Source organism: Oxalobacteraceae bacterium OTU3CINTB1 (assembly GCA_024123955.1).
Classification (GTDB): domain Bacteria; phylum Pseudomonadota; class Gammaproteobacteria; order Burkholderiales; family Burkholderiaceae_D; genus Rugamonas.
In genome coordinates, this window is the sequence record CP099652.1 from 85217 (window position 1) to 109622 (window position 24406).

Consider the following 24406-nt stretch of genomic DNA (forward strand, 5'->3'; position numbering starts at 1 on the left):
TAGAAGCACAAGCAGGTTTACCCCGCTATTCGACCGTTCAAAAAAAAACGGCAAGACCCGGAGGTCTTGCCGTCTTTGTGACGAGGCTAACTGAGGCTAACTAAGCTTACTTGGCAGCCAGGATACCCTGGTGATGGGCGCCTTGCAGGGCCTTCAGTCGCAGCGTCTCTTCGGTCGAGACCGAGTTGCTCACGGCGGTCAGCTTGGTGTCGTAGTTGCTGATCGCGCTGGCCATCGCCGCCACTGCCGTGTTGGTGCTGGAAGGCATCTCCAGCTTGGTCACGGTGGTGGCCGCGCTTGCCGCGCCAAAGCTCGACATCGCCGACGCCAGGCCGCTGACCGAGCTGGTCAGGTTGGTGCTGGCGTTACCGGCAGCGAACCAGACGTCGGCCGCGGCGTGGGTGGCGCCGTCGGCGGTCTCGAAGGTCGAGGTCAGGCCGATGGTGTTGCCGTTGTCACGCGCGCCGCTGGTCTTGACGTCCAGGTTCAGCTTGGTGATGTTGAGCGACGCCAGCGATTTGAGCTCGTCGGCCTGGCTGATGCCGTCGGCGTTGCCGTCCACCCACACCTGCAGGCTGGAGAAGGCGCCGTCCTTGGCGTCGATGGTGCCGTCGCCGTTGCTGTCCAACTGCGCCAGCGCATCGTAGCCGTTGGTGGCCTTGGAACCGTCGGCCAGCGTGGTGCCTACGCCGAACAGCTCGCTACCATCGTTGATGGTGCCGTCGCCGTTGACATCGCGCACCAGCAGACCGTCGCCGCCGCCAACCCAGCCGGCGTTGACTTTGGTGCCCGAGGCGGTCAGGTCGAAGCTGACGCCGGCCGAGGCGCTCAGCGTCTCGATGCCGTTACCGTTCAGGTCCAGGACCAGTGGCGAGAGGCCTTTCGACGCGTTGAACAGGGCCAGCGCCTGGCTGGTGCTCATGGCCGCGATCTGCGCCGTGGTCATCACGTTCGCTTGCGACGAGCTCAGCGACTTGAGCTGGCCGGTGCTCAGCGCCACCACCTGGTCGGTGGTCAGGCGCACCAGCTGCGTCGTGCTCAGGGCCACGAAGGCGGAGGTCTTGAGCGCGGCGATATCGGCCGTCTCCAGCGCCTGGACGCTGTTGGTCGACAGTGCCCGGATCTGCGAGGTGGTCAGCGCGTTGAGCTGGTCGCTCGACAGCGCCACGGCCTGGTCGGTGGTCAGGCCGGCCGCCAGGGCCGCCGTGCTCAGGGCCGACACTTGCGCGGTGCTCAGCGCGGTGATCTGGTCGGTGGTCAATGCGGCCACCTGCACGGTGCGCAGCGCGGCCATCGACGACGACTTCAAGCCGACGATGTCCTGCGTTTCGAGCGCGGCCAGGCTGCTGCTGCTCAGGGCCGACACTTGCGCCGAGTTCAGCGCGCCGACCTGGTTGGAGGTCAACGCCACCACCTGGTCGGTGGTCAGCGCGTTGGCGATTTGCGACGTGGTCAGCGCGGTGATGCTGGCGGTCGACAGGCTGGTCACCTGGTCGGTCGTCAGGGCGCGGATCTGGGCGCTCGACAGGCCGGCGATGGCGCTCGACTTGAGCGCGGCCAGGTCGGCCGTTTCGATCGCGGCAACCGCGTCGACGGTCAGGGCGGCCACTTGCTGGGTGTTCAGCGACGCGGCTTGGGCCGTGGTCAGCGCGGCGACCTGGTCGGAACCGAGGGCGCGGAACGACGAAGTGCTCAGCGCGACGATCTGGGCGGTCGTCAACGTGGCCACCTGCTCGGTGGTCAGCCCGGCGATCTGGGCCGAACGCAGGCTGGCGATGCTGGCGGTGCTGATGCCGGCGATGTCGGCCGTTTCAATCGCGGCGATGCTGGTGCTCGACAGCGCGGCGACCTGGGCGGTGCGCAGGCTCGCGAACTGGGCGGACGTCATCGCGACGATCTGGTCGGTCGTCAGGCCGCTGGCGAAGTTGGCCGTGCTCATCGCGTTGAACTGGGCCGTTGCCAGGCCGTTGACCTGCTCGGTCGTCAGCGCGGCGACCTGGTTCGACGTCAGGCCGGCGAACGAAGCGGTTTTCAGCGCGGCCAGGTCGACCGTCTGCAGGGCCGCCACGGCGTCGGTGCTGAAGGCAGCGACTTGCTGGCTGGTCAGCGCGCCGGCTTCGGCGGTGGTCAGCGCGACGACCTGGTCGGTCGTCAGGGCGCGGATCTGGTTGGTCGACAGGCCGGCGACAGCGGCGGTTTTCAGCGCGGCGAAGTCGGCCGTTTCCAGCGCGGCGATCGCGTCGGTGCTGAAGGCGCCCACTTGCTGCGTGCTCAGCGCCGCTGCCTGGTTGGTGGTCAGGGCCACCACCTGGTCGGTGGTCAGGCCACGCACGCCGGCGGTGGTCAGCGCACCGACCTGGTTGGTCGACAAGGTCGCGATCTGGTCGGTGACCAGGGCGGCGATCTGCGACGATTTCAACGCGGCGATACCGGCGGTGCTGATACCGACGATGTCGGCCGTCTGGATCGCGGCGACGCTGTTGGTCGACAGCGCGCTGACCTGGGCGGTGCTCAGGCTGGCGAACTGGGCCGACGTCATGGCGACGATCTGGTCGGTCGTCAGGCCGTTGGCGACGTTGGCGGTGCTCATTGCGGCGAACTGCGCCGTTGCCAGGCCGGCGATCTGGTCGGTCGTCAACGCGGCCACCTGGGTCGAATTCATGCCGGCGAACGACGCGGTCTTGAGCGCGGCCAGGTCGGCCGTCTGCAGGGCCGCCACGGCGTCGGTGCTCAGGGCGGCCACTTGCGCGCTGCTCAGGGCGTTGGCTTCGGCGGTGGTCAAGGCAACCACCTGGTCGGTCGTCAGGGCGCGGATCTGGCTGGTGGTCAGGCCGGCGACGGCGGCGGTCTTCAGCGCGGCGAAGTCGGACGTTTCCATCGCGGCGATGGCGTCGGTGCTGAAGGCGGCCACTTGCTGCGTGCTCAGCGCCGAGGCTTGCGCCGTGGTCAGGGCCACCACCTGGTCGGTGGTCAGGCCACGGACGGCGGCGGTGGTCAGGGCGACAACCTGGTTGCTCGACAAGGTCGCGATCTGGTCGGTGACCAGGGCGGCGATCTGGTGCGATTTCAGGGCGGCGATACCGGCGGTGCTGATACCGACGATGTCGGCCGTCTGGATCGCGGCGACGCTATTGGTCGACAGCGCGCCGATCTGGGCGGTGCTCAGGTTGGCGAACTGGGCAGACGTCATGGCGACGATCTGGTCGGTGGTCAGGCCGTTGGCGATGTTGGCGGTGCTCATCGCGGCGAACTGCGCCGTTGCCAGGCCGTTGACCTGGTCGGTCGTCAGCGCAGCCACCTGGCTCGAATTCAGGCCGGCGAACGAAGCGGTCTTCAGCGCGGCCAGGTCGGCCGTTTGCAGCGCGGCGACGGCGTCGGTGCTCAGGGCGGCGACTTGGGCGCTGCTCAGGGCGTTGGCTTCGGCGGTGGTCAGCGCCACCACCTGGTCGGTCGTCAGGGCGCGGATCTGGTTGGTGGTCAGGCCGGCGACGGCGGCGGTTTTCAGCGCGGCGAAGTCGGACGTTTCCATCGCGGCAATGGCGTTGGTGCTCAGGGCGGCCACTTGCTGGGTGCTCAGCGCGGCGGCTTGGGCCGTGGTCAGCGCGACGACCTGGTCGGTGTTCAGGCCGGCGACGCCGGCGGTGGTCAGCGCGACGATCTGGTTGCTCGACAGGTTGGCGATCTGGTCGGTGACCAGGGCGGCGATCTGCGACGATTTCAGCGCGGCGATGCCGGCGGTGCTGATACCGACGATGTCGGCCGTTTCAATCGCGGCGATGCTGTTGCTCGACAGCGCGGCGATCTGGGCGGTGCTCAGATTGGCGAACTGGGCCGAGCGCATGGCGACGATCTGGTCGGTCGTCAGGCCGTTGGCGATGTTGGCGGTGCTCATCGCGGCGAACTGCGCCGTGGCCAGGCCGTTGACCTGGTCGGTCGTCAGCGCAGCAACCTGGCTCGAGTTCATGCCGGCGAACGAAGCGGTCTTCAGCGCGGCCAGATCGGCCGTCTGCAGGGCGGCGACCGAGTCGGTGCTCAGCGCGGCCACTTGCTGGCTGGTCAGCGCGCCGGCTTCGGCGGTGGTCAGCGCCACGACCTGGTCGGTCGTCAGGGCGCGGACCTGGTTGGTGGTCAGGCCGGCGACGGCGGCGGTTTTCAGCGCGGCGAAGTCGGACGTTTCCATCGCGGCAATGGCGTTGGTGCTCAGCGCGGCCACTTGCTGGGTGCTCAGCGCGCCCGCTTGGGCCGTGGTCAGTGCGACGACCTGGTCGGTGGTCAGGCCGGCGACGCCGGCGGTGGTCAGCGCGACGATCTGGTTGCTCGACAGGTTGGCGATCTGGTCGGTGACCAGGGCGGCGATCTGCGACGATTTCAGCGCGGCGATACCGGCGGTGCTGATACCGACGATGTCGGCCGTTTCAATCGCGGCGATGCTGTTGCTCGACAGCGCGCCGATCTGGCCGGTGCTCAGGCTGGCGAACTGGGCCGACGTCATGGCGACGATCTGGTCGGTGGTCAGGCCGTTGGCGACGTTGGCGGTGCTCATCGCGGCGAACTGCGCCGTTGCCAGGCCGTGGACCTGGTCGGTCGTCAGCGCGGCGACCTGGGTCGAGTTCATGCCGGCGAACGAGGCGGTCTTCAACGCGGCCAGGTCGGCCGTTTGCAGCGCGGCGACGGCGTCGGTGCTCAGGGCGGCGACTTGGGCGCTGCTCAGGGCGTTGGCTTCGGCGGTGGTCAGCGCGACCACCTGGTCGGTCGTCAGGGCGCGGATCTGGCTGGTGGTCAGGCCGGCGACGGCGGCGGTTTTCAGCGCGGCGAAGTCGGCAGTTTCCATCGCGGCAATCGCGTCGGTGCTCAGGGCGGCCACTTGCTGGGTGCTCAGCGACGACGCCTGGGCCGTGGTCAGGGCCACCACCTGGTCGGTGGTCAGGCCGCGCACGGCGGCGGTGGTCAGGGCGACGATCTGGTTGCTCGACAGGGTCGCGATCTGGTCGGTGACCAGGGCGGCGATCTGCTGCGATTTGAGCGCGGCGATGCCGGCGGTGCTGATACCGACGATGTCGGCGGTCTGGATGGCGGCGATGCTGTTGGTCGACAACGCGCCGATCTGGACGGTGGTCAGGCTGGCGAACTGGGCCGACGTCATGGCGACGATCTGGTCGGTCGTCAGGCCGTTGGCGATGTTGGCGGTGGTCAGCGCGGTCAGCTGGGCGGTGGCCAGGCCGTTGACCTGGTCGGTCGTCAGCGCGGCGACCTGGCTCGAATTCAAGCCGGCGAACGAAGCGGTTTTCAGCGCGGCCAGGTCGGCCGTTTGCAGCGCGGCGACGGCGTCGGTGCTCAGGGCGGCCACTTGCGCGCTGCTCAGGGCGTTGGCTTCGGCGGTGGTCAGCGCCACCACCTGGTCGGTCGTCAGGGCGCGGATCTGGTTGGTGGTCAGGCCGGCGATGGCGGCGGTTTTGAGTGCGGCGAAGTCCGACGTTTCCATCGCGGCGATGGCGTCGGTGCTCAGGGCGGCGACCTGCTGGGTGCTCAGCGCGGCGGCTTGGGCCGTGGTCAGCGCGACGACCTGGTCGGTGGTCAGGCCACGGATGCCGGCGGTGGTCAGCGCGACGATCTGGTTGGTCGACAGGTTGGCGATCTGGTCGGTGACCAGCGCGGCGATCTGCGACGATTTCAGCGCGGCGATGCCGGCGGTGCTGATACCGACGATGTCGGCCGTTTCAATCGCGGCGATGCTGTTGCTCGACAACGCGCCGATCTGGGCGGTGCTCAGGCTGGCGAACTGGGCCGAACGCATGGCGACGATCTGGTCGGTCGTCAGGCCGTTGGCGAAGTTGGCGGTGCTCATCGCGGCGAACTGGGCGGTGGCCAGGCCGTTGACCTGGTCGGTCGTCAGCGCGGCAACCTGGCTCGAACCGAGCGCGGCGAACGAGGCGGTTTTCAGCGCGGCCAGGTCGGCCGTCTGCAGGGCGGCGACGGCGTCGGTGGTCAGCGCGGCCACTTGCTGGCTGGTCAGGGCGTTGGCTTCGGCGGTGGTCAGCGCGACGACCTGGTCGGTCGTCAGCACGCGGATCTGGCTGCTCGACAGGGCGGCGATGGCGGCGGTCTTCAGTGCGGCGAAATCGGCCGTTTCCAGCGCGGCGGTGGCGTCGGTGCCCAGCGCGGCGACTTGCTGGGTGGTCAGCGCGGCCGCTTGGGCGGTGGTCAGCGCGACGATCTGGTCGGTGCTCAAGGCCTTGATGGTGGCCGTGCTCAGGGCGACGATCTGGTTGCTCGACAAGTTCGCGAGCTGGTCGGTGCTCAGGCCGGCGATCTGGTTCGATTTCAGCGCGGCGATGCCGGCGGTGCTGATACCGACGATGTCGGCCGTTTCAATGGCGGCGATGCTGTTGCTCGACAGTGCGGCGATCTGGGCGGTGCTCAGGCTGGCGAACTGGGTCGACGACAAGGCGACGATCTGGTCGGTGGTCAGGCCGTTGGCGATATTCGAGGTGCTCAGTGCCACCAGGGTGGCGGTGGTCAGGGCCTTGACCTGGTCGGTGGTCAGCGCGCCGACCTGGACCGACGACAGCGAAGCGATCACGCTGGTTTTCAATGCGGCGATGTCGGCCGTTTGCAGCGTGGCGATGGCGTCGGTGCTGAAATTGGATACTTGCGCGGTGGTCAGCGCGTTGGCGCCGGCGGTCGTCAGCGCGACGATCTGGTCGGTGGTCAGGGCCTTGATCTGGACGCTGGTCAGGCTGCTGACGGCGGCGGTCTTGAGCGCGGCGAAGTCGGCCGTTTCCAGGGCGACGATGCCGTCGGTCGACAGCGCGGCCACTTGCTGGGTCAGCAGGGCGGCGGCCTGGTTGGTGGTCAACGCGACGATCTGGTCGGTCGCCAGCGCTTTCATTTGCGCGCTGGTCAGGCCGGTCACGGCGCTGGTGCCCAACGCGGCGATGTCTTGCGTGGTCAGCGAGGTGACGCTGCTGGTGGTGATCGCGCCCACTTGGGTGGCGGTCATGACGGAAGCCTGCAGCGTCGTCAGCGCGCCGATCTGGTCGGAGTTGAGCGAAGCAAATTCAGCTGTGGTGATCGTGGCGATCTGCTGGGTAGTCAGACTTGCGATCTGTTCCGTGGTGAAACTGGTTACGACGCTCATTGCATTTCTCCTAAAGGGCGCTCATTCGATCTGTCCGAAAAAGCGGGAGCGGCGGTCCTACCGTCGTCTCCTGGCTTCCGTCAGTGGCACATTTGCCGTTTTATAACTATGTATTTGCTGATAATTCGTTACTACAGGCGCAAAAAATCCCGCACACACATTCTTAACGTCAACAAAAGTGTCAACTTTAGCAAACGGCGGCGATTTGCTGCATTTCAACTTAAATTTCTTTAAATTTGTGTTGTGCATCGTCCGCGACACGGTGAAGTGAACTTGGCGGACGACGATTTTGACCCACTCGAGTACAAGGCGACCGGAGCGAATCTTTCACTAAACAAACTTGTTGCTGCGGGGAATAAAAAATCTCGACATTCTCCGTCATGTATCCCAAATGCCCCAAGCATTTGAAATCATTGACTTTTTTCTACCCGAACCAGGGCTTGGGGGGCACCTGAACCGAGCGTATTGAGAGCAAGTATAGCCGACTTAATTTCCAACAGGAATTTATTTCCACGAATGTATCTTGTCCGCAACCTGCATAAAAGCAATATTCCAGCGGCACCAATCATGTTCTTTAGATCATGTTGTATTGCTGAGAAGATATCCTTCACAGCGGCGCTACGCAGGAAAATCGCGTGCGATATTAATTCGTGAAGGAAATTTTGTTAAGGATGTTACTGTGACTTCATGACGGGCCCATGACGTCCAGCAAGCGGTCGTCAACAGCGTGGCGGGACGCGACACGGCCGCCGGAAAGGAAGGGAAGTGGCGCCGCGTTCAGCGGGCGCCGGCGGCCCGCACGCGCCAGGCGAGCACCGCCGAGGTGGCGGCCAGCAAGGCCAGCGCGACCATGTTGAGCACCACCGTCACGCTCGAAAACTGCATCGCCAGGCCGATGCTGACCCCGGCCTTGACGCTATATTGCCATCCGCCGTCGTGCGGGAAATAGCCGATCAGCTGCACCGCGTAGTACAGCATGCCGCCCAACAGGCCGCTCTTCCAGCGTTTGAGCGACAGCACGGCGGCCAGAAAGCCGAACAGCCCGACACCGAACAACAGCGGCAGCGCATCCGCCTCCTGCGGCGCGCCGAGCAGGCCCAGGCTCACGCCCAGGGTCAGCGCGCTGTTGAGCAACAGTACGCGCGCCATCCATGTTTCAAATTCCCGCATGCGGTTTCCTGTGTGTGGCGCCGTTGGCCGAGCTTAGCCGAAACGCGCCTGATAGTCGCTGGGCACCACGCCCAGCTGCGCGGCGAAGGCGCGGCGCAGATTGTACCCGCTACCGAAGCCGCTTTGGGCGGCGGCGCGCTTGACCGTCATGCCGGGCTGCTCGAGCAAGGCGCAGGCGCATTCCATGCGCAGCCGCAGCAACAGCTGGGCCGGCGACACGCCCGCCTCCTGTTGCAGCTTGCGGTGCAGCGAACGCACCGACAGCGCAAACGCCGCCGCCATCTGCTCGACGTCGACCGGCTGCTTCAGGCGCGCGCGCAGCCACGCCGTCAGCTGGCCGTGCAAGCCTTGCGCACCGGCCTGGGCCAACAGTTCGGCGCTGAACTGGCGCTGGCCGCCGGGGCGCTTGAAGAACACCACCAGGCGCTTGGCCACGCCCAGCGCGAAGTCGCGGCCCAGGTCCTCGCCGACCAGGCTGAGCGCCAGATCGATGCCGGCGGCGATCCCGGCCGATGTATAGATAGTGCCGTCCTTGATATGGATGGCGTCCTCCTGCACCGTGATGGCGGGGTACTGCGTCTGCAACAGCGCCGCGTCCTGCCAGTGCGTGACGGCGCGCCGGCCGTCCAGCAAGCCCGCGCGCGCCAGCACGAAGGCGCCGCTGCACACCGCGCAGCAGCGCGCCACCGCCCGCGCGCCGACAGCGGCCGCGGCCACCCAGCGCACCGTCGCTGGCGCCAGCGCGACGCTGTCGCCCGTTTCCAGCCCCCTGCCGCCGGACACCACCAAGGTCGAGCCGGCCAGTCCCGCCGTCGGCAGCGGCGCGGTCAACACCGTCACGCCGGCGGTCGAGGCGATGGCGCCGCCGTCCGCCGACACCATATGTATACGGTAGGGTTCCGGCAGGCCGGCGTCCCGCGCCTCGTCGTTGGCGGTCGCAAACACCTGGGCCGGGCCGGTGGCGTCGAGCAGCACGAAGCCGGGGAACACCAGCAGCCAGATGTCGGTGGCTGCGGCGGCGTTCTTGGAAGCGGGCGTCGGATCGGGTCTCATATTGGCAGATATTCCGCTATGAGTGTCATTTGTGTCAATCGACAAAATGGGATGATGTTTGTCATTCCAACCCAGGAGGCTGCATGACACGCACCATCGGCATTTATGTTTTCAACAACGTCGAGGTCCTCGACTTCGCCGGACCGTACGAGGTGTTCACTTGCGCCACGCGCGTGGCCGGCAAGCTCGATCCGGGCGCGCCGCCGCCGTTCCAGGTCCGCACCGTCGGCGCCACCCTGGCCATGCTGCGCGCGCGCGCCGGCTTGAGCGTGCTGCCGGAGACCGATTTCGCCGGCGGCGATCTGGTCGACGTGCTGATCGTCCCCGGCGGCGTGGTCGATGCCGAACTGGCCAGGCCGGAGGTCATCGACTGGATCGCCGCCAGGGCGGGCGCCTGCGAACTGGTGGCGTCGGTATGCACCGGCGCCTTCCTGCTGGCCAAGGCCGGGCTGCTCGACGGCCAGCGGGTGACCACGCATTGGGACGACGTGGCCGGCCTGCGCGCCGCCTTCCCGGCCTTGCAGGTGGAGGAAAACCGGCGCTGGATCGACAATGGCGCCACCGTCACCTCCGGCGGCATCTCGGCCGGCATCGACATGTCGCTGCATCTGGTCGAGCGACTGGCCGGCCGCGAGCTCGCGCTGCGCACGGCGCGCCAGATGGAATACGACTGGAACCAGGGATAGGGGGCGAGCATGAAAATCGTCCGCGCAAGCGAGTACACCGGCGCGCGCGCCTGGGAGGCGCTATCGATCGCCGCGATCGACAACGCCACCGTGCGGCTGCACTGGACCGACCAGCCGTACCGCTGGCACGTCAACGACGGCGACGAGGTGTTCGCCGTGCTCGATGGCGAGGTGGCGATGCACTACCGCGAGAACGGCCGCGAACTGGTGGCGCACCTGCGCGCCGGTGACATCTTCTACGCCGCCGAGGGCGACGCCCATTGCGCCCACCCGGCGGGGCAGGCGCGCATCCTGGTCGTCGAGCGGGCCGGCAGCGTCTAACCTGGTGTTGGCGCTGGCATTTTCCTGTCGCGGTGCGCCAGCCGGTACAGCAGCGGCAGCACCAGCAGCGTCAGCGCGGTCGACGACAAGATCCCGCCGATGACCACCGTCGCCAGCGGGCGCTGGACTTCGGCGCCGGTGCCGGTGGCGATCGCCATCGGAATGAAGCCCAGCGACGCCACCAGCGCCGTCATCAGCACCGGACGCAATCGGCCCAGCGCCCCCTCACGGATCGCCTGTTCCAATGTGCGCCCCTGCCCGCGCAAGGAACGGATGTAGGAGATCAGCACCAGCCCATTGAGCACCGCGACGCCGGACAACGCGATGAAGCCCACGGCCGCCGATATCGACAGCGGTATGCCGCGCAGCGCCAGCGCAGCGATGCCGCCGGTCAGCGCGAACGGAATCCCGCTGAACACCAGCAGGCCGTCGCGCAGGTTGCCGAACATCGCCAGCAGCAGCAGCATCACCAGCAGCAGCGCAACCGGCACCACGATCTGCAGGCGGCGCGTGGCCGACTGCAGCTGCTCGAACTGCCCGCCCCACGCGGTCCAGTACCCGGCCGGCACCTTGACCTGGCTTTGCAAGGCCTGCTCCGCCTCGGCGACAAAGGAGCCGATATCGCGCCCGCGCACATTGGCGCTGATGACGACGCGGCGCTTGCCGTCCTCGCGGCTGATCTGGTTCGGGCCGGGCGCCACGCTGAAGCTGGCCACCTCGCCCAGCGGGATGAAGTTGGCGCCACCGCTGCCCCCTGCACCGCGCGGCAAAGGCACCGGCAGGCGCCGCATCACATCGAGGTCGTCGCGCAGTGCGTCCGGCAGCCGCACCACGATGTCGAAGCGGCGGTCGCCCTCGAACATGGTGCCGGCCTCCTTGCCGCCGATGGCGGTGGCGACGGTCTCCTGCACCTCGCCCACATTGAGGCCGTAGCGCGCGGTCTTGCCGCGGTCGATTTCCACCGTCAGCATCGGCAGGCCGGTGGTCTGTTCGATCTTGACCTCGGTCGCACCTTGCACCTTGCCCAGCGCGGCGGCGATCTTCGCGGCGGTGTCGTTGAGGACCGCCGTGTCGTCGCCGAACAGCTTGACGGCGACGTCGCTGCGCACGCCCGATATCAGTTCGTTGAAGCGCAACTGGATCGGCTGCGAGAACTCGAACGCGTTCCCGGGCAGCTTTTCCACCGTTTCGCGGATCGCCACCAGCAGTTCTTCGCGCGACTTGCGCGGCTTGGGCCAGTCGGCTTCCGGCTTGAGCATGATGTAGCCGTCCGAGATATTCGGCGGCATCGGATCGGAGGCGATTTCCGCCGTGCCGGTGCGCGCGAAGATCCTTTCGATCTCGGGGAATTTCTGCTTCAAGGTCAGCTCGATCTGCTTTTGCATCTCCACCGACTGCGTCAGGCTGGTGCCGGGAATGCGCAAGGCCTGGATGGCGAAATCGCCCTCGTTCAGGTTCGGCACGAACTCGCTGCCCAGGCGCGTCGCCAGCAGCAGCGACAGCACCACCGAAATCCCGGCGAACGTCAGCACGACCGGTGTATTGGACAGTACCCGTTCCAGCATTCCGCTGTACCACGCGGTGATCTTGCGGTGCTCCTTCTCGACCACGTTATCGCCGATGAACAGCGCAACGGCGGCTGGGATGAAGGTGATCGACAACAGCATCGCGCCAAGCAGCGCGATAACCACCGTCAGTGCCATCGGATGGAACATGCGGCCCTCGACGCCGGTCAGCGCGAAGATCGGCAGGTAGACCACCATGATGATCAACTGGCCGAACAGCAGCGGCCGGCGCGACTCCCTGGCCGCCGCGTGGACCTCGTCGAAGCGCTCGGCGCGTGTCAGCTTGCGGCCCAGCGTGGCCTGCGCGTGCGCCAGCCTGCGCACGCAATTCTCGACGATGACCACCGCGCCGTCGACGATGATGCCGAAGTCCAGCGCGCCCAGGCTGAGCAGGTTGGCGCTCACCTTGTACGTGACCATGCCGGTGAAGGTGAACAGCATCGACAACGGGATCACCATCGCCGTGATCAGCGCGGCGCGGATATTCCCGAGGAACAGGAACAGCACGGCGATCACCAGCACCGCGCCTTCGAGCAGGTTTTTCTTCACCGTGGCGATGGCTTTGTCGACCAATACCGTGCGGTCGTAGACGGTGATGGCCTCCACGCCGGCCGGCAGGCTGCGGTTGATGTCGACCATCTTCTTGTCGACCGCCTGCGAGACGGCGCGGCTGTTTTGGCCGATCAGCATGAAGACGGTGCCCAGCACCACCTCGCGGCCGTTGTCGGTGGCGGCGCCGGTGCGCAGTTCGCGGCCGATCTGCACCTCGGCCACGTCGCGCACCCGCACCGGCACGCCGTCGGTGTTACTGAGGATGATGTTGCGGATATCCTCCAGCGACCGCACCTGTCCCGGCGCGCGCACCAGCAGCTGTTCGCCGCGTTTTTCGATGTAGCCGGCGCTGGCGTTGGCGTTGTTGCGGTCCAGCGCCGTCACCACGTCCTGCAAGGTCAAACCGTAGGACGCGAGGCGCTGCGGATTGGGCGCCACCTGGTATTCCTTGGCGTAGCCGCCGATCGAATTGATCTCCGTGACCCCGGCGACATTGCGCAGCTGCGGCTTGATGATCCAGTCCTGGATCTCGCGCAGGTCGGTCGGCGTGTACGGCGTGCCGTCGGCCTTCTTCGCTCCCGGCTTGGCCTCCACCGTCCACAGGTAAATCTCCCCCAGGCCGGTGGAGATCGGCCCCATGGCCGGCGCGATCCCCGCCGGCAGCTGCGCCCTCGCCTCCTGTATCCGCTCGTTGACCATCTGGCGCGCGAAGAAGATGTCGGTGCCGTCCTTGAAGATGACGGTGATCTGCGACAGCCCATAGCGCGACAACGAGCGTGTCTGCTCGAGGTTCGGCAGGCCGGCCATGACGGTCTCGATCGGGAACGTCACGCGCTGCTCGGTCTCCAGCGGCGAGTATCCCGGCGCGGCGGTATTGATCTGCACCTGCACGTTGGTGATGTCGGGTACCGCGTCGATGGGCAGCTTTTGATAGCTGTAGATGCCAAAACCGGCCATCCCCGCCACCGCCAGCATGACCAGCCAGCGCTGGACGATGGCAAATCGTATGATGCGTTCGAACATGATGTCGTCCCCCGCCTCAGTGCGCGTGCTCGGCGCTGCCCTTGCCCAGTTCCGCCTTGAGGACGAAACTGCCGGCGGCGGCGTACTGCGTGCCCGCCGTCAGGCCTTGCAGGATCTCGGTGGTCTTGCCGTCGCCGCGGCCCGTCACCACGGGTTGCGGCCGGAAGCCGCCGGCCACCTTCACGAACACCACCGGCTTGTCCTCCAGGGTCTGGATCGCTTCGGTGTTGACGGTGACGGCGGCGGCGCCGCTCTGGCCGGACAGCACATCGACGTTGACGAACAGGCCCGGACGCCACGCGCGGTCGGGATTGGCCAGCGCCACCCGCGCCTTGGCGGTGCGGGTCTGCTCGCCGAGCAGTGAGCCGACGTAGGTGATCTTGCCGGTGGCCTGGGCGTCGAACGCGGAAGCCTTGACGGTCACCGTCTCGCCCACGCGCACCAGGTTCAGGTCCTTCGGCGGCACGGCGATTTCGGCCCACACGGTCGACAGGTCGGAGATGGTGAAGACGTTGGCGTCCTCCTTGACCGCCTCGCCCAGCGCCAGGTGCTTTTCCATGACGATGCCGTCGAACGGCGCGCGCAGCTCCAGTCGGTTCAGATCCGAGCCGGAGGCGGCCCCGGTGCCGAAGGCGCTCAACTTCTGGCGCGCGTTCTGCACCGCGATCTCCGCTTCGCTCATCGCCTGTTTGGCCTGCAGATAATCCTGCTCGGCCGAGATCTTGTCCTGCCACAGGCGGCGTTCGCGATCGAGCGTGGTGCTGGCCAGCGCCAGCCGCCGCTGCGCCGACAGCAGCTCGCTGCGCTGCTCGGACAAGCCGCTGCTGGCGACCACCGCCAGCACCTGCCCCTGTTTGACGATCTGGCCCAGGTCGGCCATCACGGCGGTGACCACGCCGGACAACTTGGGCACCACGTGCGCGGTGCGGTCCTCGTTGAAGCGGATCTCGCCGGGCAAGGTGATGGCGGTGCTGATGTCGGCCGGCGCGGCGGCGGCGACGGTGATGCCGGCGGCCTTGACCTGCGCGTCGTCGAGCGCGATTTTTTCCGGCTTTTCTTGTGCGTCGTGGTCGTCCTTGCGCGGCGCCACCGCTTCCGCACCATGGTCATCGTGATTTTCGCGTGTATCTTCGCCGCGCTTCGGCATCAGCATCCATGCCGCCAGCAGCAGTCCGATGACCACCATGACGGCTATCGTGATTTTCTGTTTCCTGGTCATGCTAGTCATCTTATTGTTCCTCTCCGAGGATGCGGCCGATGGCGGACTTGGCGCGATGCGCCTCCGCCAGGGCGTTCAGGTATTGGGATTTCGCCTGCAGCAAGGTGCGCTGGGCGTCGAGCACGTCGAGAAAGCCGAATTTGCCGTAATCGAAGCCGGTGCTGGCCGCCTCGTACGCGCTTTGCGCACCGGGCACGATTTCGCTGCGCAGCGCCAGCGCCTGTTGGCGGGCGACGTCGAAATCCTCGCGCGCCTGCGCCAGTTCGGCGTCCAGCCGCAGCGCGGTGGAGCGCAACTCGTCGCGCGCCTTGTCGACGCGGCGCGCCGTCTCCAGCACATTGCCCTGGTTGCGGTCGAACAAAGGCAGCGGCACGGAAATGCCGAACACCGCCTGCGACCGCCCCAGCTCCTCCGAGCGCTTGCTGCCGACGTTGAGCGTGACATCGGGCACGCGGCGGGTCAGCTCGACCTTGGCCAGCGCCTGGCGCTTGTCCAGTTCCGAGCGCGCCAGCGCCATGCCCGGCGCCTGCGCCAGCCGATGGTGCAGCAAGGCCTGGTCGGGCAGCGACGGCAACGTATCGAGATTATCGAGATCGCCGGCGGCCTTCTCGAAGCGCGGCGCCGGATTGCCCCACATCGCCGCCAGCCGCTTGCGCGCGATCGCCAGGGTGCTGCGCGCGCGCAGCAGATCCAGTTGCACGGTCGACGCGGCGACCCGCGCGCGCGTCTCCTCCACCGGCGACACCTTGCCGGCGACAACGCGCCGGCCGGTGGCGGCTGCCGCGCGCTGCGCCAGCTCGGACGCCTCCTGCGCCAGCCGCAGTTGCTCCTGCGCGGCCAGCACGGCGAACCAGCCGTCGATGACATCGGCGCGGAGTTCGGCCTGCCGCGCGCCCAGCTGCGCCGAGGCGCTATCGCGTTCGCGCTGCGCGGCCTGCATGCGCGCCTGCCGTTTGCCGCCCAGCTCCAGCGGCTGACTCAATAGAAAGGTGGTTTCACGGGTATCGTGACGGGTGTCCACCCGTTCGACCGACAGCGAGGGATTGGGCAGCAAACCGGCCTGCTGGACCGCGCCGTCCACGGCCAGCAGCTCGTGGCGCGCGGCCGACAGGTCGGCATTGGCGCCGGCGGCCAGCGCCAGCGCCGTCTCCAGGGTCAGTGGGCCGGTCGGTTCGGACGCGGGCGCGGAGGCAAGACCACCGGCCAGCGCGAACGCCGGCCATGCCGCCATATAAAGCGACAAAACATACTTGAACATCGAATTCTCCGAATAAATGGAAAAGAATTCGACGAGACGTCACCGTCTTCCGACAGAAAATGAGGAGGGGAGTCTCGTCGCGCTAGGCGACGAGCAGCCAATTGGGTCGCCGGGGCCCATCGGAGATGTGAGAATGATAATTCGCCAGCGGCGGCTCCGCATGCGATTGCGCCGCCGGCTGGACGGCGGCGCCGCTCTCTTCGAGCACCGAGGCCTGCACCGCGTGGTGGCAAACTTCGCAATCGTTATGGACTTTGACCGGCTTGCCGTGGTCCGTATCTTCGTCGGACTGGGCCTGGTGCTCATGGCCATGGTGGCCGAAGTGGCTCACCTTGGCCGGCTCGTGCTGGCAATAGACGGCCGCCATCGACCAGGCGTACTGGATCGGCAGTATGGTCAGCAGCAGGATGAGCAATAGCTTTTTCACCAGGCCATTGTAGCAGCCCGCCGCCGGCCGTGGCCCGTCAAGCCTTTTTTAGCAACTCAGGACGCAACGGCATCTCGCGTATCCGCTGGCCGGTCGCCGCGAACACCGCGTTGGTCAGCGCCGCGCCCACGCCGGCGGTGCCCGGCTCGCCGATGCCTCCGGGCGCCTCGGTGCTCTGGACGATTTCCACTTCGATCAGCGGCGCCTCGCTCAGGCGCAGGATACGGTAGTCGTGGAAGTTACTCTGCTCGATGCGCCCGTCCTTGAAGGTGATGGCGCCGAACAGCCCCGCCGTCAGGCCGTAGTTGATGCCGCTCTGGATCTGCGCCACCACGGTGTCCGGATTGACGACATGGCCGCAATCGACCACACAGACCACGCGCTTGACCGCCACCTCGCCATCGTCGTTGACGCTGACGTCGACCACCTGCGCCAGATAAGTGCCCCAGGCCCGCATCAGCGCGATGCCACGGCCGGAGCGCGCCGGCAGCTTTGCTCCCCAGCCGGCGCGCTGCGCGGCCAGCTTCAGCACGCGTGCCGCGCGCGGCTGCTTGTCGAGCATCGCCAGGCGGTAGGCCAGCGGGTCCCGGCCGGTTTTTGCCGCCAGTTCGTCGATAAAACTCTCCAGCACCGCCATGTTGCGGGTCGGGCCGACCCCGCGCCAGAAGCCGCTCGGCACCGGGCCGTCCTCGCGCGTGTACTCGACGCGCATGTTCGGGATATCGTAGGAGAAGGTGTCCGAGCCCTCGACGTTGTCGGTGTCCAGGCCGTTTTGCAGGAACGACGGCGCGAACGTGGCCAGGTTGGACGGCCCGGCGATCTTGTGCGAGAACGCCACCGGCATGCCCTTGGCGTCGAGCGAGGCGGAGATCGAATGCGCGTACAGGCCGCGCACCAGATCGTGCTGGATATCCTCCTCGCGGCTCCACACCACCTTCAGCGGCGCCTTGACCTGTTTCGCCAGCGCGGCCGCCTGCACCACGTAGTCGGTGTACAGGCGGCGTCCGAAGCCGCCGCCAATCAGGTGGTTGTGCAGCGTGACCTTCTCCGGCGCCAGCCCGAGAATCTTGGCGGCGTCGTCGCGCGCGCGGGCCGGCACCTGCGAGCCGACCCAGATCTCGGCGCTGCCGGCCTTGGCGTCGTAATGGACGGTGCAGTTCATCGGCTCCATCGTCGCGTGGGCCAGCATCGGATTGACGTACACCGCCTCGACGCGCTTGGTGTCGGCGGCGAGGGCCTTGAGCGCGTCGCCGTCGTTGCGCGCCACCTTGCCGGGCTTTTTCAGCGCATCGAGCATGATGGTGCGGACATCATCGGTCGACAGCTTCGCGTACTTGCCTTCGTCCCAGGTGACGTCCAGCGCCGCCAGTCCCTGCTTGGCATACCAATAATTATCGGCCACCACGGCCACCGCGTTCTCAAGCTTCACGACATTGCGCACGCCGCGCAGCTTGCGCGCCCTGGCGTCCTTGACGGATTTGAGCTTGCCGCCGACGACCGGGCTGGCCGCCACCACCGCCACCTTCATGCCCGGCACCACGGTATCGATGCCGAACAACGCGGTGCCGTCGGTTTTGCCCTTGGCGTCGAGGCGCTTGAGCGGTTTGCCGATCAATGTGAAGTCTTTCGGATCTTTCAGCGCGATTTTCTCCGGCACGGGCAGCCTGGCGGCTGCCTGCACCAGTTGACCGTACTTGACGCGGCGGCCGCTGGCCGCGTGCACCACCTCACCGTGTTCGGCGCGGCAGCTTTCCGGCGCCACCTTCCACTGGTCGGCGGCGGCCTGGATCAGCACCATGCGGGCGGCCGCGCCGGTCTGGCGCATCGGCTCCCACATCAGGCGGATGGAGGTCGAGCCGCCGGTGAACTGGTCGCCGAACGGCGCGCCGTAGACCTTCGCATTGGGCGGCGCGTGGCGCAGCGCGATCTTATCCATATCGACTTCCAGCTCCTCGGCGATCAGCATCGGGATGGAGGTATAGGTACCCTGCCCCATCTCCACCTTGGGCATGGTGAGGGTGATGGTGTCGTCGGCGCCGATGGCGATAAAAGCGTTCAGGTCGGACGCGGCGGCAGCGGTAGCGGCGGCGTTAGCGGCGGCGGAGGCCTCGCCCGGCAAGCTCCAAAAGCCGACCATCAAGCCACCGCCGGCGGCCGCTGCGATCTTCAGGAAGCCACGGCGCGATTGCTCGATGGACCCGGGGTTAAAGGGAGCGTTCATCTCAGGCCCCCTTCAGCAGTGGCGACTTGGCGGCATCCTTGATCGCCGCGCGGATGCGGGTATAGGTGCCGCAGCGGCAGATATTACCGGACATGGCATCGTCGATATCGGCGTCGGTGGGCTGCTGGTTCTTGGCCAGCAGCGCGGCGGCGGACATGATCTGTCCCGATTGACAGTAACCGCACTGCACCACCTCGGCGGCGATCCACGCCTGCTGCGCCGCCTTGCCGGCCGGCGTCGCGGCCACGCCCTCGATGGTGGTGATCTTCTTGCCGGCGACCGCCGACACGGGCAGCACGCAAGAGCGCGTGGCCTCGCCGTCGACATGCACGGTACAGGCGCCGCACAGCGCCATGCCGCAGCCGAATTTGGTGCCCATCATATGCGCCTCGTCGCGCAGCACCCACAACAGCGGCATATCGCCGGCGACATCGAACTCCCGGCTCTTGCCATTGATTTCCAACTTGATCATGTGCGGCTCCTAAACGGACAAAGGATAAAGCCACACTATAGACAGATATGTCCTCCCAACAATACTACCCAAAGGTGATACATCAAAAAGTTGCACCCCAGCCCCCGGGGTCAGTGCCGACATTCGGACATTTCGGAACTTTTTCCCCGCCTGGAAGTTCCCAATTATCGTCTTTTGTCCGAATGTCGGCACTGACCCCGGGGTTTATTTGGGTTGGAAGCGGTTCCAGGCGAGACTGGTAACAGCCATGTCATATGACGTCATTACTCTATGGCCTTTTTACTTCTGACATTGGACTCCCACATGCATCTCGTTCCGTCGCGCCCCCTCATCCTCGCCATCAGCATCGCCGTCGCCCTGAGCGCCTGCGGCGGTTCCAGCAATGACGATCAGGTCGTGTCCGCTCCGGCGGCGCCGGCCGACCAGGGCGCGGCCGACGTGGCCCCGGTGCCGACTGTCACCGCCTTCGTCGATACCGCCTTCAGCAACCAGCGCGGCGACGCCCGCTATGCGACCCTCGACACCAACGCCGGCGTGCGCGTGCTGGCCGGGATGCTGCAGATCTGGAAGCCGCTGACCGAAATCGTCGACGCCGGCCAGACCGCGCCGGCCGTGGGCACCTTCCCGGCCGTGACGGCGTCGGCCTGGACCGGCGTGCCGAACGACGGCACCAACGGCGGCGCCATCCTCAACCAGGCCGTCCACAACGCCAATATCGACTATGTCGTCAAAGCCACCGCCAACCGCACGCCGGAGCAGGCGCTGGCCGCCTATCTGGACGACCGCCGCAACAAGGGCTACAGCGTCAGCGACGGCATGGGCCCGCTGACCAACGCCTGGCGCACCGCCGCCCAACAGACCACCACCATCACCGCCATCGCGCCCGACGCCACCACCGTGCTGTACAACGACGGCGGCAACAACAACGGCGTCGGCGGCAGCGCCAACCCGACCTTCGGCGCGGTGGTCGACCTGGTCAACATGGTCGGCGCCAACGGTTCGACCGAGCCGGCCAAGCGCTTCTATAAATACGCCCGCCCTTACCGCTGGAGCAGCGCGGTGCAGGTGCTGCCGGCGCTGATCCCGGCCAAGAGCCCGACCCCGACCACCGACGGCGGCTTCACCAGCGGCCACTCGGCCGAATCGGTGCGCAACGCGCTGGCAATGGCCTACGCGGTGCCGGAGCGCTATCAGGAAATCATCAGCCGCGGCCTGGAACTGGGCGAGTCGCGCATCCTGGCCGGCATGCATTCGCCGCTGGACGTGCTGAGCGGCCGTATCCACGCACAGGCGGTGGTCGCCGCCGCCATGGTCGACCCGGCCAACGCGGCCAAGAAGACGGCCGGCTACGCCCAGGCCCACAGCGCCCTGATGGCCGCGACCTCGACCACGCCGACCACGTTCACCGCGTTCGCGCAATCAGGCAGCGACCGCTTCTCGGACTACGCCACCAACAAAGCCAACTACCTGCGCCGCATGACCTACGGCTTCGCGCCGATCGCGCCGACCAACGCGCCGGCCTCGGTGCCGAAGGGCGCCGAAGTGCTGCTGGAAACCCGATTGCCCTACCTGAGCGACGCCCAGCGCCGCGTGGTGCTGAAAACCACGGCCGTCGCTTCCGGCTATCCGGTCATGGACGATCCTGAAGGCTGGGGCCGACTGAACCTGTTCTCGGCGGCCGACGGCTACGGCGCCTTCACCGGCAACGTCGTGCTGGTCATGGACGCGTCCAGGGGCGGCTTCAACGCGGCCGACCGCTGGCGCAACGACATCGGCGGCACCGGCAAGCTGGTCAAGCAAGGCAGCGGCGCGCTGAAGCTGGCCGGCAACAACACCTGGACCGGCGGCACCGAGCTGACCGCCGGCGCGCTCGAAGGCGTGTCGCCGACGGCGTTCGGCAACGGCGACGTCTATGTCAGCGGCGGCACGCTGGTCGCCAATGCTCCGGCCGGCTTGAAACTGGCCCGCGCGTACACGCAACTGGCCGGCGCCACCACGCTGGAACTGAACGCGCTGGGCGGCGCCAAGGGCACCATGACGGTGGCCGGCACCGCCACCATCGTTGGCGGCACCTTGCGCGTCAAGTTCCCGGGCAGCTACAAGCCGAAGGCGGGCGAGAGCATCATCGTGCTGAGCGCGGGGAACCTGAAGGGCCGCTTCACCAGCATCGCGGTGGAAGGCTTCGCCAAGGTCGATCCGGTCTACAGCACCACGACGCTGACGTTGACGGTAGCTAACTAAAAAAAAGCCCCGGACGGCTGAGCGAGCCGTCCGGGGCTTTCTTATCGATGCGGACCTTAGCCGCGCAACGTCCGGCGACGCTGCCATCCGAGCAGCGCCAGACCGGCGCCGAACATGCCCCAGGTCGACGGTTCAGGCACGGGCGATACCGTCAGCACCATGTTGTCGAGATTCAGGATCAAGTTGGGACTGTCCGGCAAGATGGAGAAGCTGGCGATGGCTTCGGTGGTCGTCACAGACAACAGCCCCAGCGCGCCATTCGTCGATGGCAGGGTGTTCACGGCCAATACGTTGCCAGAAGCGCCATAGGCGGTCAACGTGGCCTTCCAATAGGATTTGCTTTCAATGCTGATGCCGTATACGGGAATGCTGAACGTCCCGATTGGGCTGGTCGACGACAGAAAATGATTCTTCTCATCACCATTGAAAAATGACCATTGCATGATCGATCCCTGGGTGAACGTGAGGCCGGCCGGCGCCAGTTGATCGCGTATCTGGGTGACAAAGGTGGACTCCATTGCCACATCGTCGGCCGTGCCGAACTTTCCATCGGCCCCCGGCATGGTCTCGAAGTCGATGTTGATGGTGGCGGCGGACGCGGTGGCGGCAGCCAGGATCGCCGAAGCGAAAGCCAGTTTGATGCATGAGCTGATCGATGACATATCGTTTCCAAAAATAAAGTTGCACTAATGTTACGATTGGCGTTCACCTTTGTCCAGTAAAAGCTGCTTGGATTGCCACAGTTCATCGTCTTGAATCTACAATCGCAGTTCCACTGTTATTGAATGGCGCGGATCCCCGATGAACGACAACGACCCGACATCGCACCCCCAGGGCGATTTTTTCAACGCCGACCGCTTTCACAACGACCTGCAGAATTTCTCCAAGCAGATCGCCGGCTGCGACAAACTGGTGCGCATGGCGAATATCAGCCTGAACCAGATCGACGCGCGCATTGCCGAGGCCGCCAAGATCGAGGCCAAGGCCGCCGCCATCGTCGACGCCACCGCCAGGGAGGCGGGACGGGTGGCGGCCGAATCGGCCAGCATCGCCGTGGCCGACATGATGGGCAAGATGGCGGCGGTGACCAAGGAGGCCGAACAGGTGGTCCAGGCGATCAACCGCAGCCGTGGACAGACCGGCTTGTGGATCGCGTTTTACATCGCCTGCACCTTGGTGATGTGTCTGCTCACGGCGTGGATTACGCAACGCGTCGCCAAGTCATCGGCCATCACCCCTGAAATCACCGAATCCATCGCGCTGGGCGACAAGCACGAAGCCCTGATGCGCAAGGCGACCGACAAGGAGCGCAAACTGATCAACGAGATCATCGCCCGCAAACCGAAATCCAAATAGCGTTAGATACCGGTGGGATATTTGACCGGACTGGCGCTGCTGCCTATGATGGGAGTATGGAAGCGCGCCTGATCAAGCTTGAAGAATTCGCCATCGAAACGCGGGAACGGCTCGCGAAGATCGAGTTGCGGCTGGAGCAAACGGCAACCAAGGCGGACATCGCGGACATACGGGCCGATATGCAAAAATCCAGCACTGATATTTTGCGCTGGATGATCGCAACGGCTATCGGCCTCTTCTTCGGTTTTGGTGGATTGTTTTTCATGATGAGCAATTCCACGAAAAGTTCCGCGCCCATCGTCATATACGCCCAACCGCCGGCCGTGCCTGTCGCAACCGGCAAGCCTTAGACAGCCCCAGCACCTGAGCAGTCACATCGTTCAAGATCATTCCCACGCTTGGCAGTGATCAGTCTTCATTATGGCGCCGGGCTGTCCGCCACGTGCACGGCGCGTTTGCCCAGGCTTTCCTCTTGCGGCCCCGGCGCGTCGAGCACCGGACGCAGGCGCGGCAACGAATCCGGATAGTTGGCCGCCACGAAGGCGATGATCGCCTCGCGGATTTCGCAACGCAGGTCGAAGGCGGTACCGGAATCCTGTGCGCTGATCAGTAGCCGCAACTGCATGCCGCGGTCGTCGGCGTCCGTCACGTGCAGCACGCACACCCGCTGGTCCCAACGCGACGACGCATGCGTGATGCGCTCGAACTCGGCCCGTATCGCCGGCACCGGCACGCTGAAGTCCAGCCATAAAAACACCGTGCCGAGTATCGACGATGAGGTATGCGTCCAGTTCTCGAACGGATTTTCGATAAACCATTGGAGCGGCACGATCAAGCGCCGCTCGTCCCAAATCCGCACCACGACATAGGTGCCGGTGATACGCTCCACACGCCCCCATTCGCCCTTGACGATCAGCACGTCGTCCAGCCGGATCGGTTGCGAGAAAGCGATCTGCAACCCAGCAATAAAGTTGCCCAGCACAGGCCGCGCGGCGATACCGGCCACCAGGCCCGCCACGCCCGCCGAAGCCAGCAAACTGGCGCCGACCTGCCGCGCTCCCGGCAACGTCAGCAGCACGAAACCCAGCCCAATCAGCCCGATGATGAAGTTGGCGCTGCGGGTGAGCACCGCCGTTTGCGTCAGCAGCCGGCGCGCGCGCAGGTTGTCGGCCGCGTCGACCGGATTGACGTCGGTGATCGTGCGCTTGATGGAATTGACGCAGGCGATGGCCAGCCATGTCAGGCCGATGATCAGCAGTACATTGTTGATGCGCGAGATAGGCACCAGCAACGGCATGTTTTCGGGCGCACCGGTCAGCACGATGCGCAGCGCGAACAGCGCCATGCACAGCTGGCTCGGACGCCAACCGTACTTGATGGCGTTGGTGGTGTAAGGCCGGTTTCGCGCTATGCGGCGGAGCAGCATAATGCCCGCCCGATGCAACAGTAGAGCCACGGCAACAAACACCACGGCGCTGACGCCCACCACTGCGGCGGCGCGCCACGGCCCTTCATGCATATCAGAAAAATAGTCGAGTTCCATGGGCCTGATTCTAGGGGACTCCGCAATGTTGCGGCGCGCCATTTGCCTGCATGCGTGCGCTAGCGAACAAAGGTTTTTCCCTCATGAATGAAACAATAGAGGAGCTGAGGTCGATTGCCACGCATCCCGAAAAATTGATGCAGCGGTTGTTTTTCTATCCT

Annotated in this window: 16 protein-coding genes; 5 read left to right on the forward strand and 11 right to left on the reverse strand. The window is 66.1% G+C overall.

Translation table 11 applies throughout. From position 1 onward, the window contains the following. Positions 1–106: 106 nt before the first annotated feature. The 3 genes from NHH73_00330 to NHH73_00340 all read right to left on the reverse strand — a co-directional run bounded on the left by NHH73_00330 (position 107) and on the right by NHH73_00340 (position 9361). Positions 107–7138: a heme utilization protein gene (locus NHH73_00330; protein USX26778.1), complete on the reverse strand. Its 7032-nt coding sequence runs from the start codon at positions 7136–7138 to the stop codon at positions 107–109. A 777-nt stretch (positions 7139–7915) separates the two neighbouring features. Further along, a complete protein-coding gene (locus NHH73_00335; GenBank protein ID USX26779.1) occupies positions 7916–8308 on the reverse strand; it encodes a hypothetical protein in 393 nt (130 codons plus the stop codon). A gap of 33 nt (positions 8309–8341) precedes the next feature. Continuing rightward, complete coding sequence (locus NHH73_00340) at positions 8342–9361, reverse strand: helix-turn-helix domain-containing protein (GenBank protein USX26780.1); 1020 nt, start codon at positions 9359–9361, stop codon at positions 8342–8344. Positions 9362–9444: 83 nt separating this feature from the next. Here NHH73_00340 and NHH73_00345 point away from each other — a divergent pair, with 83 nt between their 5' ends. Both NHH73_00345 and NHH73_00350 read left to right on the forward strand, forming a co-directional pair. Beyond that, positions 9445–10047: a DJ-1/PfpI family protein gene (locus NHH73_00345; protein USX26781.1), complete on the forward strand. Its 603-nt coding sequence runs from the start codon at positions 9445–9447 to the stop codon at positions 10045–10047. A gap of 9 nt (positions 10048–10056) precedes the next feature. Then, on the forward strand, positions 10057–10368 hold the full coding sequence (locus NHH73_00350; protein USX26782.1) for a cupin domain-containing protein: 312 nt from the start codon (positions 10057–10059) through the stop codon (positions 10366–10368). On the opposite strand, the gene NHH73_00355 is transcribed toward NHH73_00350, so the two are convergent. The 6 genes from NHH73_00355 to NHH73_00380 all read right to left on the reverse strand — a co-directional run bounded on the left by NHH73_00355 (position 10365) and on the right by NHH73_00380 (position 19105). After that, positions 10365–13508: a CusA/CzcA family heavy metal efflux RND transporter gene (locus NHH73_00355; protein USX26783.1), complete on the reverse strand. Its 3144-nt coding sequence runs from the start codon at positions 13506–13508 to the stop codon at positions 10365–10367. The two genes, NHH73_00350 and NHH73_00355, sit on opposite strands and share 4 nt — an antisense overlap. 16 nt (positions 13509–13524) lie before the next feature. Then, positions 13525–14736: an efflux RND transporter periplasmic adaptor subunit gene (locus NHH73_00360; GenBank protein USX26784.1), complete on the reverse strand. Its 1212-nt coding sequence runs from the start codon at positions 14734–14736 to the stop codon at positions 13525–13527. Between the two features lies 1 nt (position 14737). Then, positions 14738–15985, reverse strand: coding sequence for a TolC family protein (locus NHH73_00365; protein USX26785.1), 1248 nt, complete (start codon positions 15983–15985; stop codon positions 14738–14740). An 82-nt stretch (positions 15986–16067) separates the two neighbouring features. Next, positions 16068–16412 carry a hypothetical protein gene (locus NHH73_00370; protein ID USX26786.1) on the reverse strand — a complete coding sequence of 115 codons (345 nt, stop codon included), beginning with the start codon at positions 16410–16412 and terminating at the stop codon, positions 16068–16070. 37 nt (positions 16413–16449) lie between these two features. Continuing rightward, positions 16450–18633, reverse strand: coding sequence for a xanthine dehydrogenase family protein molybdopterin-binding subunit (locus NHH73_00375; protein ID USX26787.1), 2184 nt, complete (start codon positions 18631–18633; stop codon positions 16450–16452). 1 nt (position 18634) lies between these two features. Continuing rightward, positions 18635–19105 carry a (2Fe-2S)-binding protein gene (locus NHH73_00380; GenBank protein USX26788.1) on the reverse strand — a complete coding sequence of 157 codons (471 nt, stop codon included), beginning with the start codon at positions 19103–19105 and terminating at the stop codon, positions 18635–18637. Positions 19106–19408: 303 nt separating this feature from the next. On the opposite strand from NHH73_00380, the gene NHH73_00385 reads away from it, so the two are divergent. Continuing rightward, a complete protein-coding gene (locus NHH73_00385) occupies positions 19409–21346 on the forward strand; it encodes a phosphatase PAP2 family protein (protein ID USX26789.1) in 1938 nt (645 codons plus the stop codon). Positions 21347–21402: 56 nt separating this feature from the next. Here NHH73_00385 and NHH73_00390 read toward each other — a convergent pair whose 3' ends face one another. Next, on the reverse strand, positions 21403–22008 hold the full coding sequence (locus tag NHH73_00390) for a PEP-CTERM sorting domain-containing protein (protein USX26790.1): 606 nt from the start codon (positions 22006–22008) through the stop codon (positions 21403–21405). A 139-nt stretch (positions 22009–22147) separates the two neighbouring features. Between NHH73_00390 and NHH73_00395 the strand changes: the two genes are divergently transcribed. Both NHH73_00395 and NHH73_00400 read left to right on the forward strand, forming a co-directional pair. After that, on the forward strand, positions 22148–22702 hold the full coding sequence (locus NHH73_00395; protein USX26791.1) for a hypothetical protein: 555 nt from the start codon (positions 22148–22150) through the stop codon (positions 22700–22702). 56 nt (positions 22703–22758) lie between these two features. Continuing rightward, entirely contained in the window at positions 22759–23052 is a 294-nt protein-coding gene (locus NHH73_00400; protein ID USX26792.1) for a hypothetical protein, read from the forward strand. Between the two features lie 68 nt (positions 23053–23120). On the opposite strand, the gene NHH73_00405 is transcribed toward NHH73_00400, so the two are convergent. Beyond that, positions 23121–24245 (reverse strand): mechanosensitive ion channel family protein, encoded by a 1125-nt coding sequence (locus tag NHH73_00405; protein ID USX26793.1) that lies wholly within the window; start codon positions 24243–24245, stop codon positions 23121–23123. Between the last annotated feature and the right edge of the window lie 161 nt (positions 24246–24406).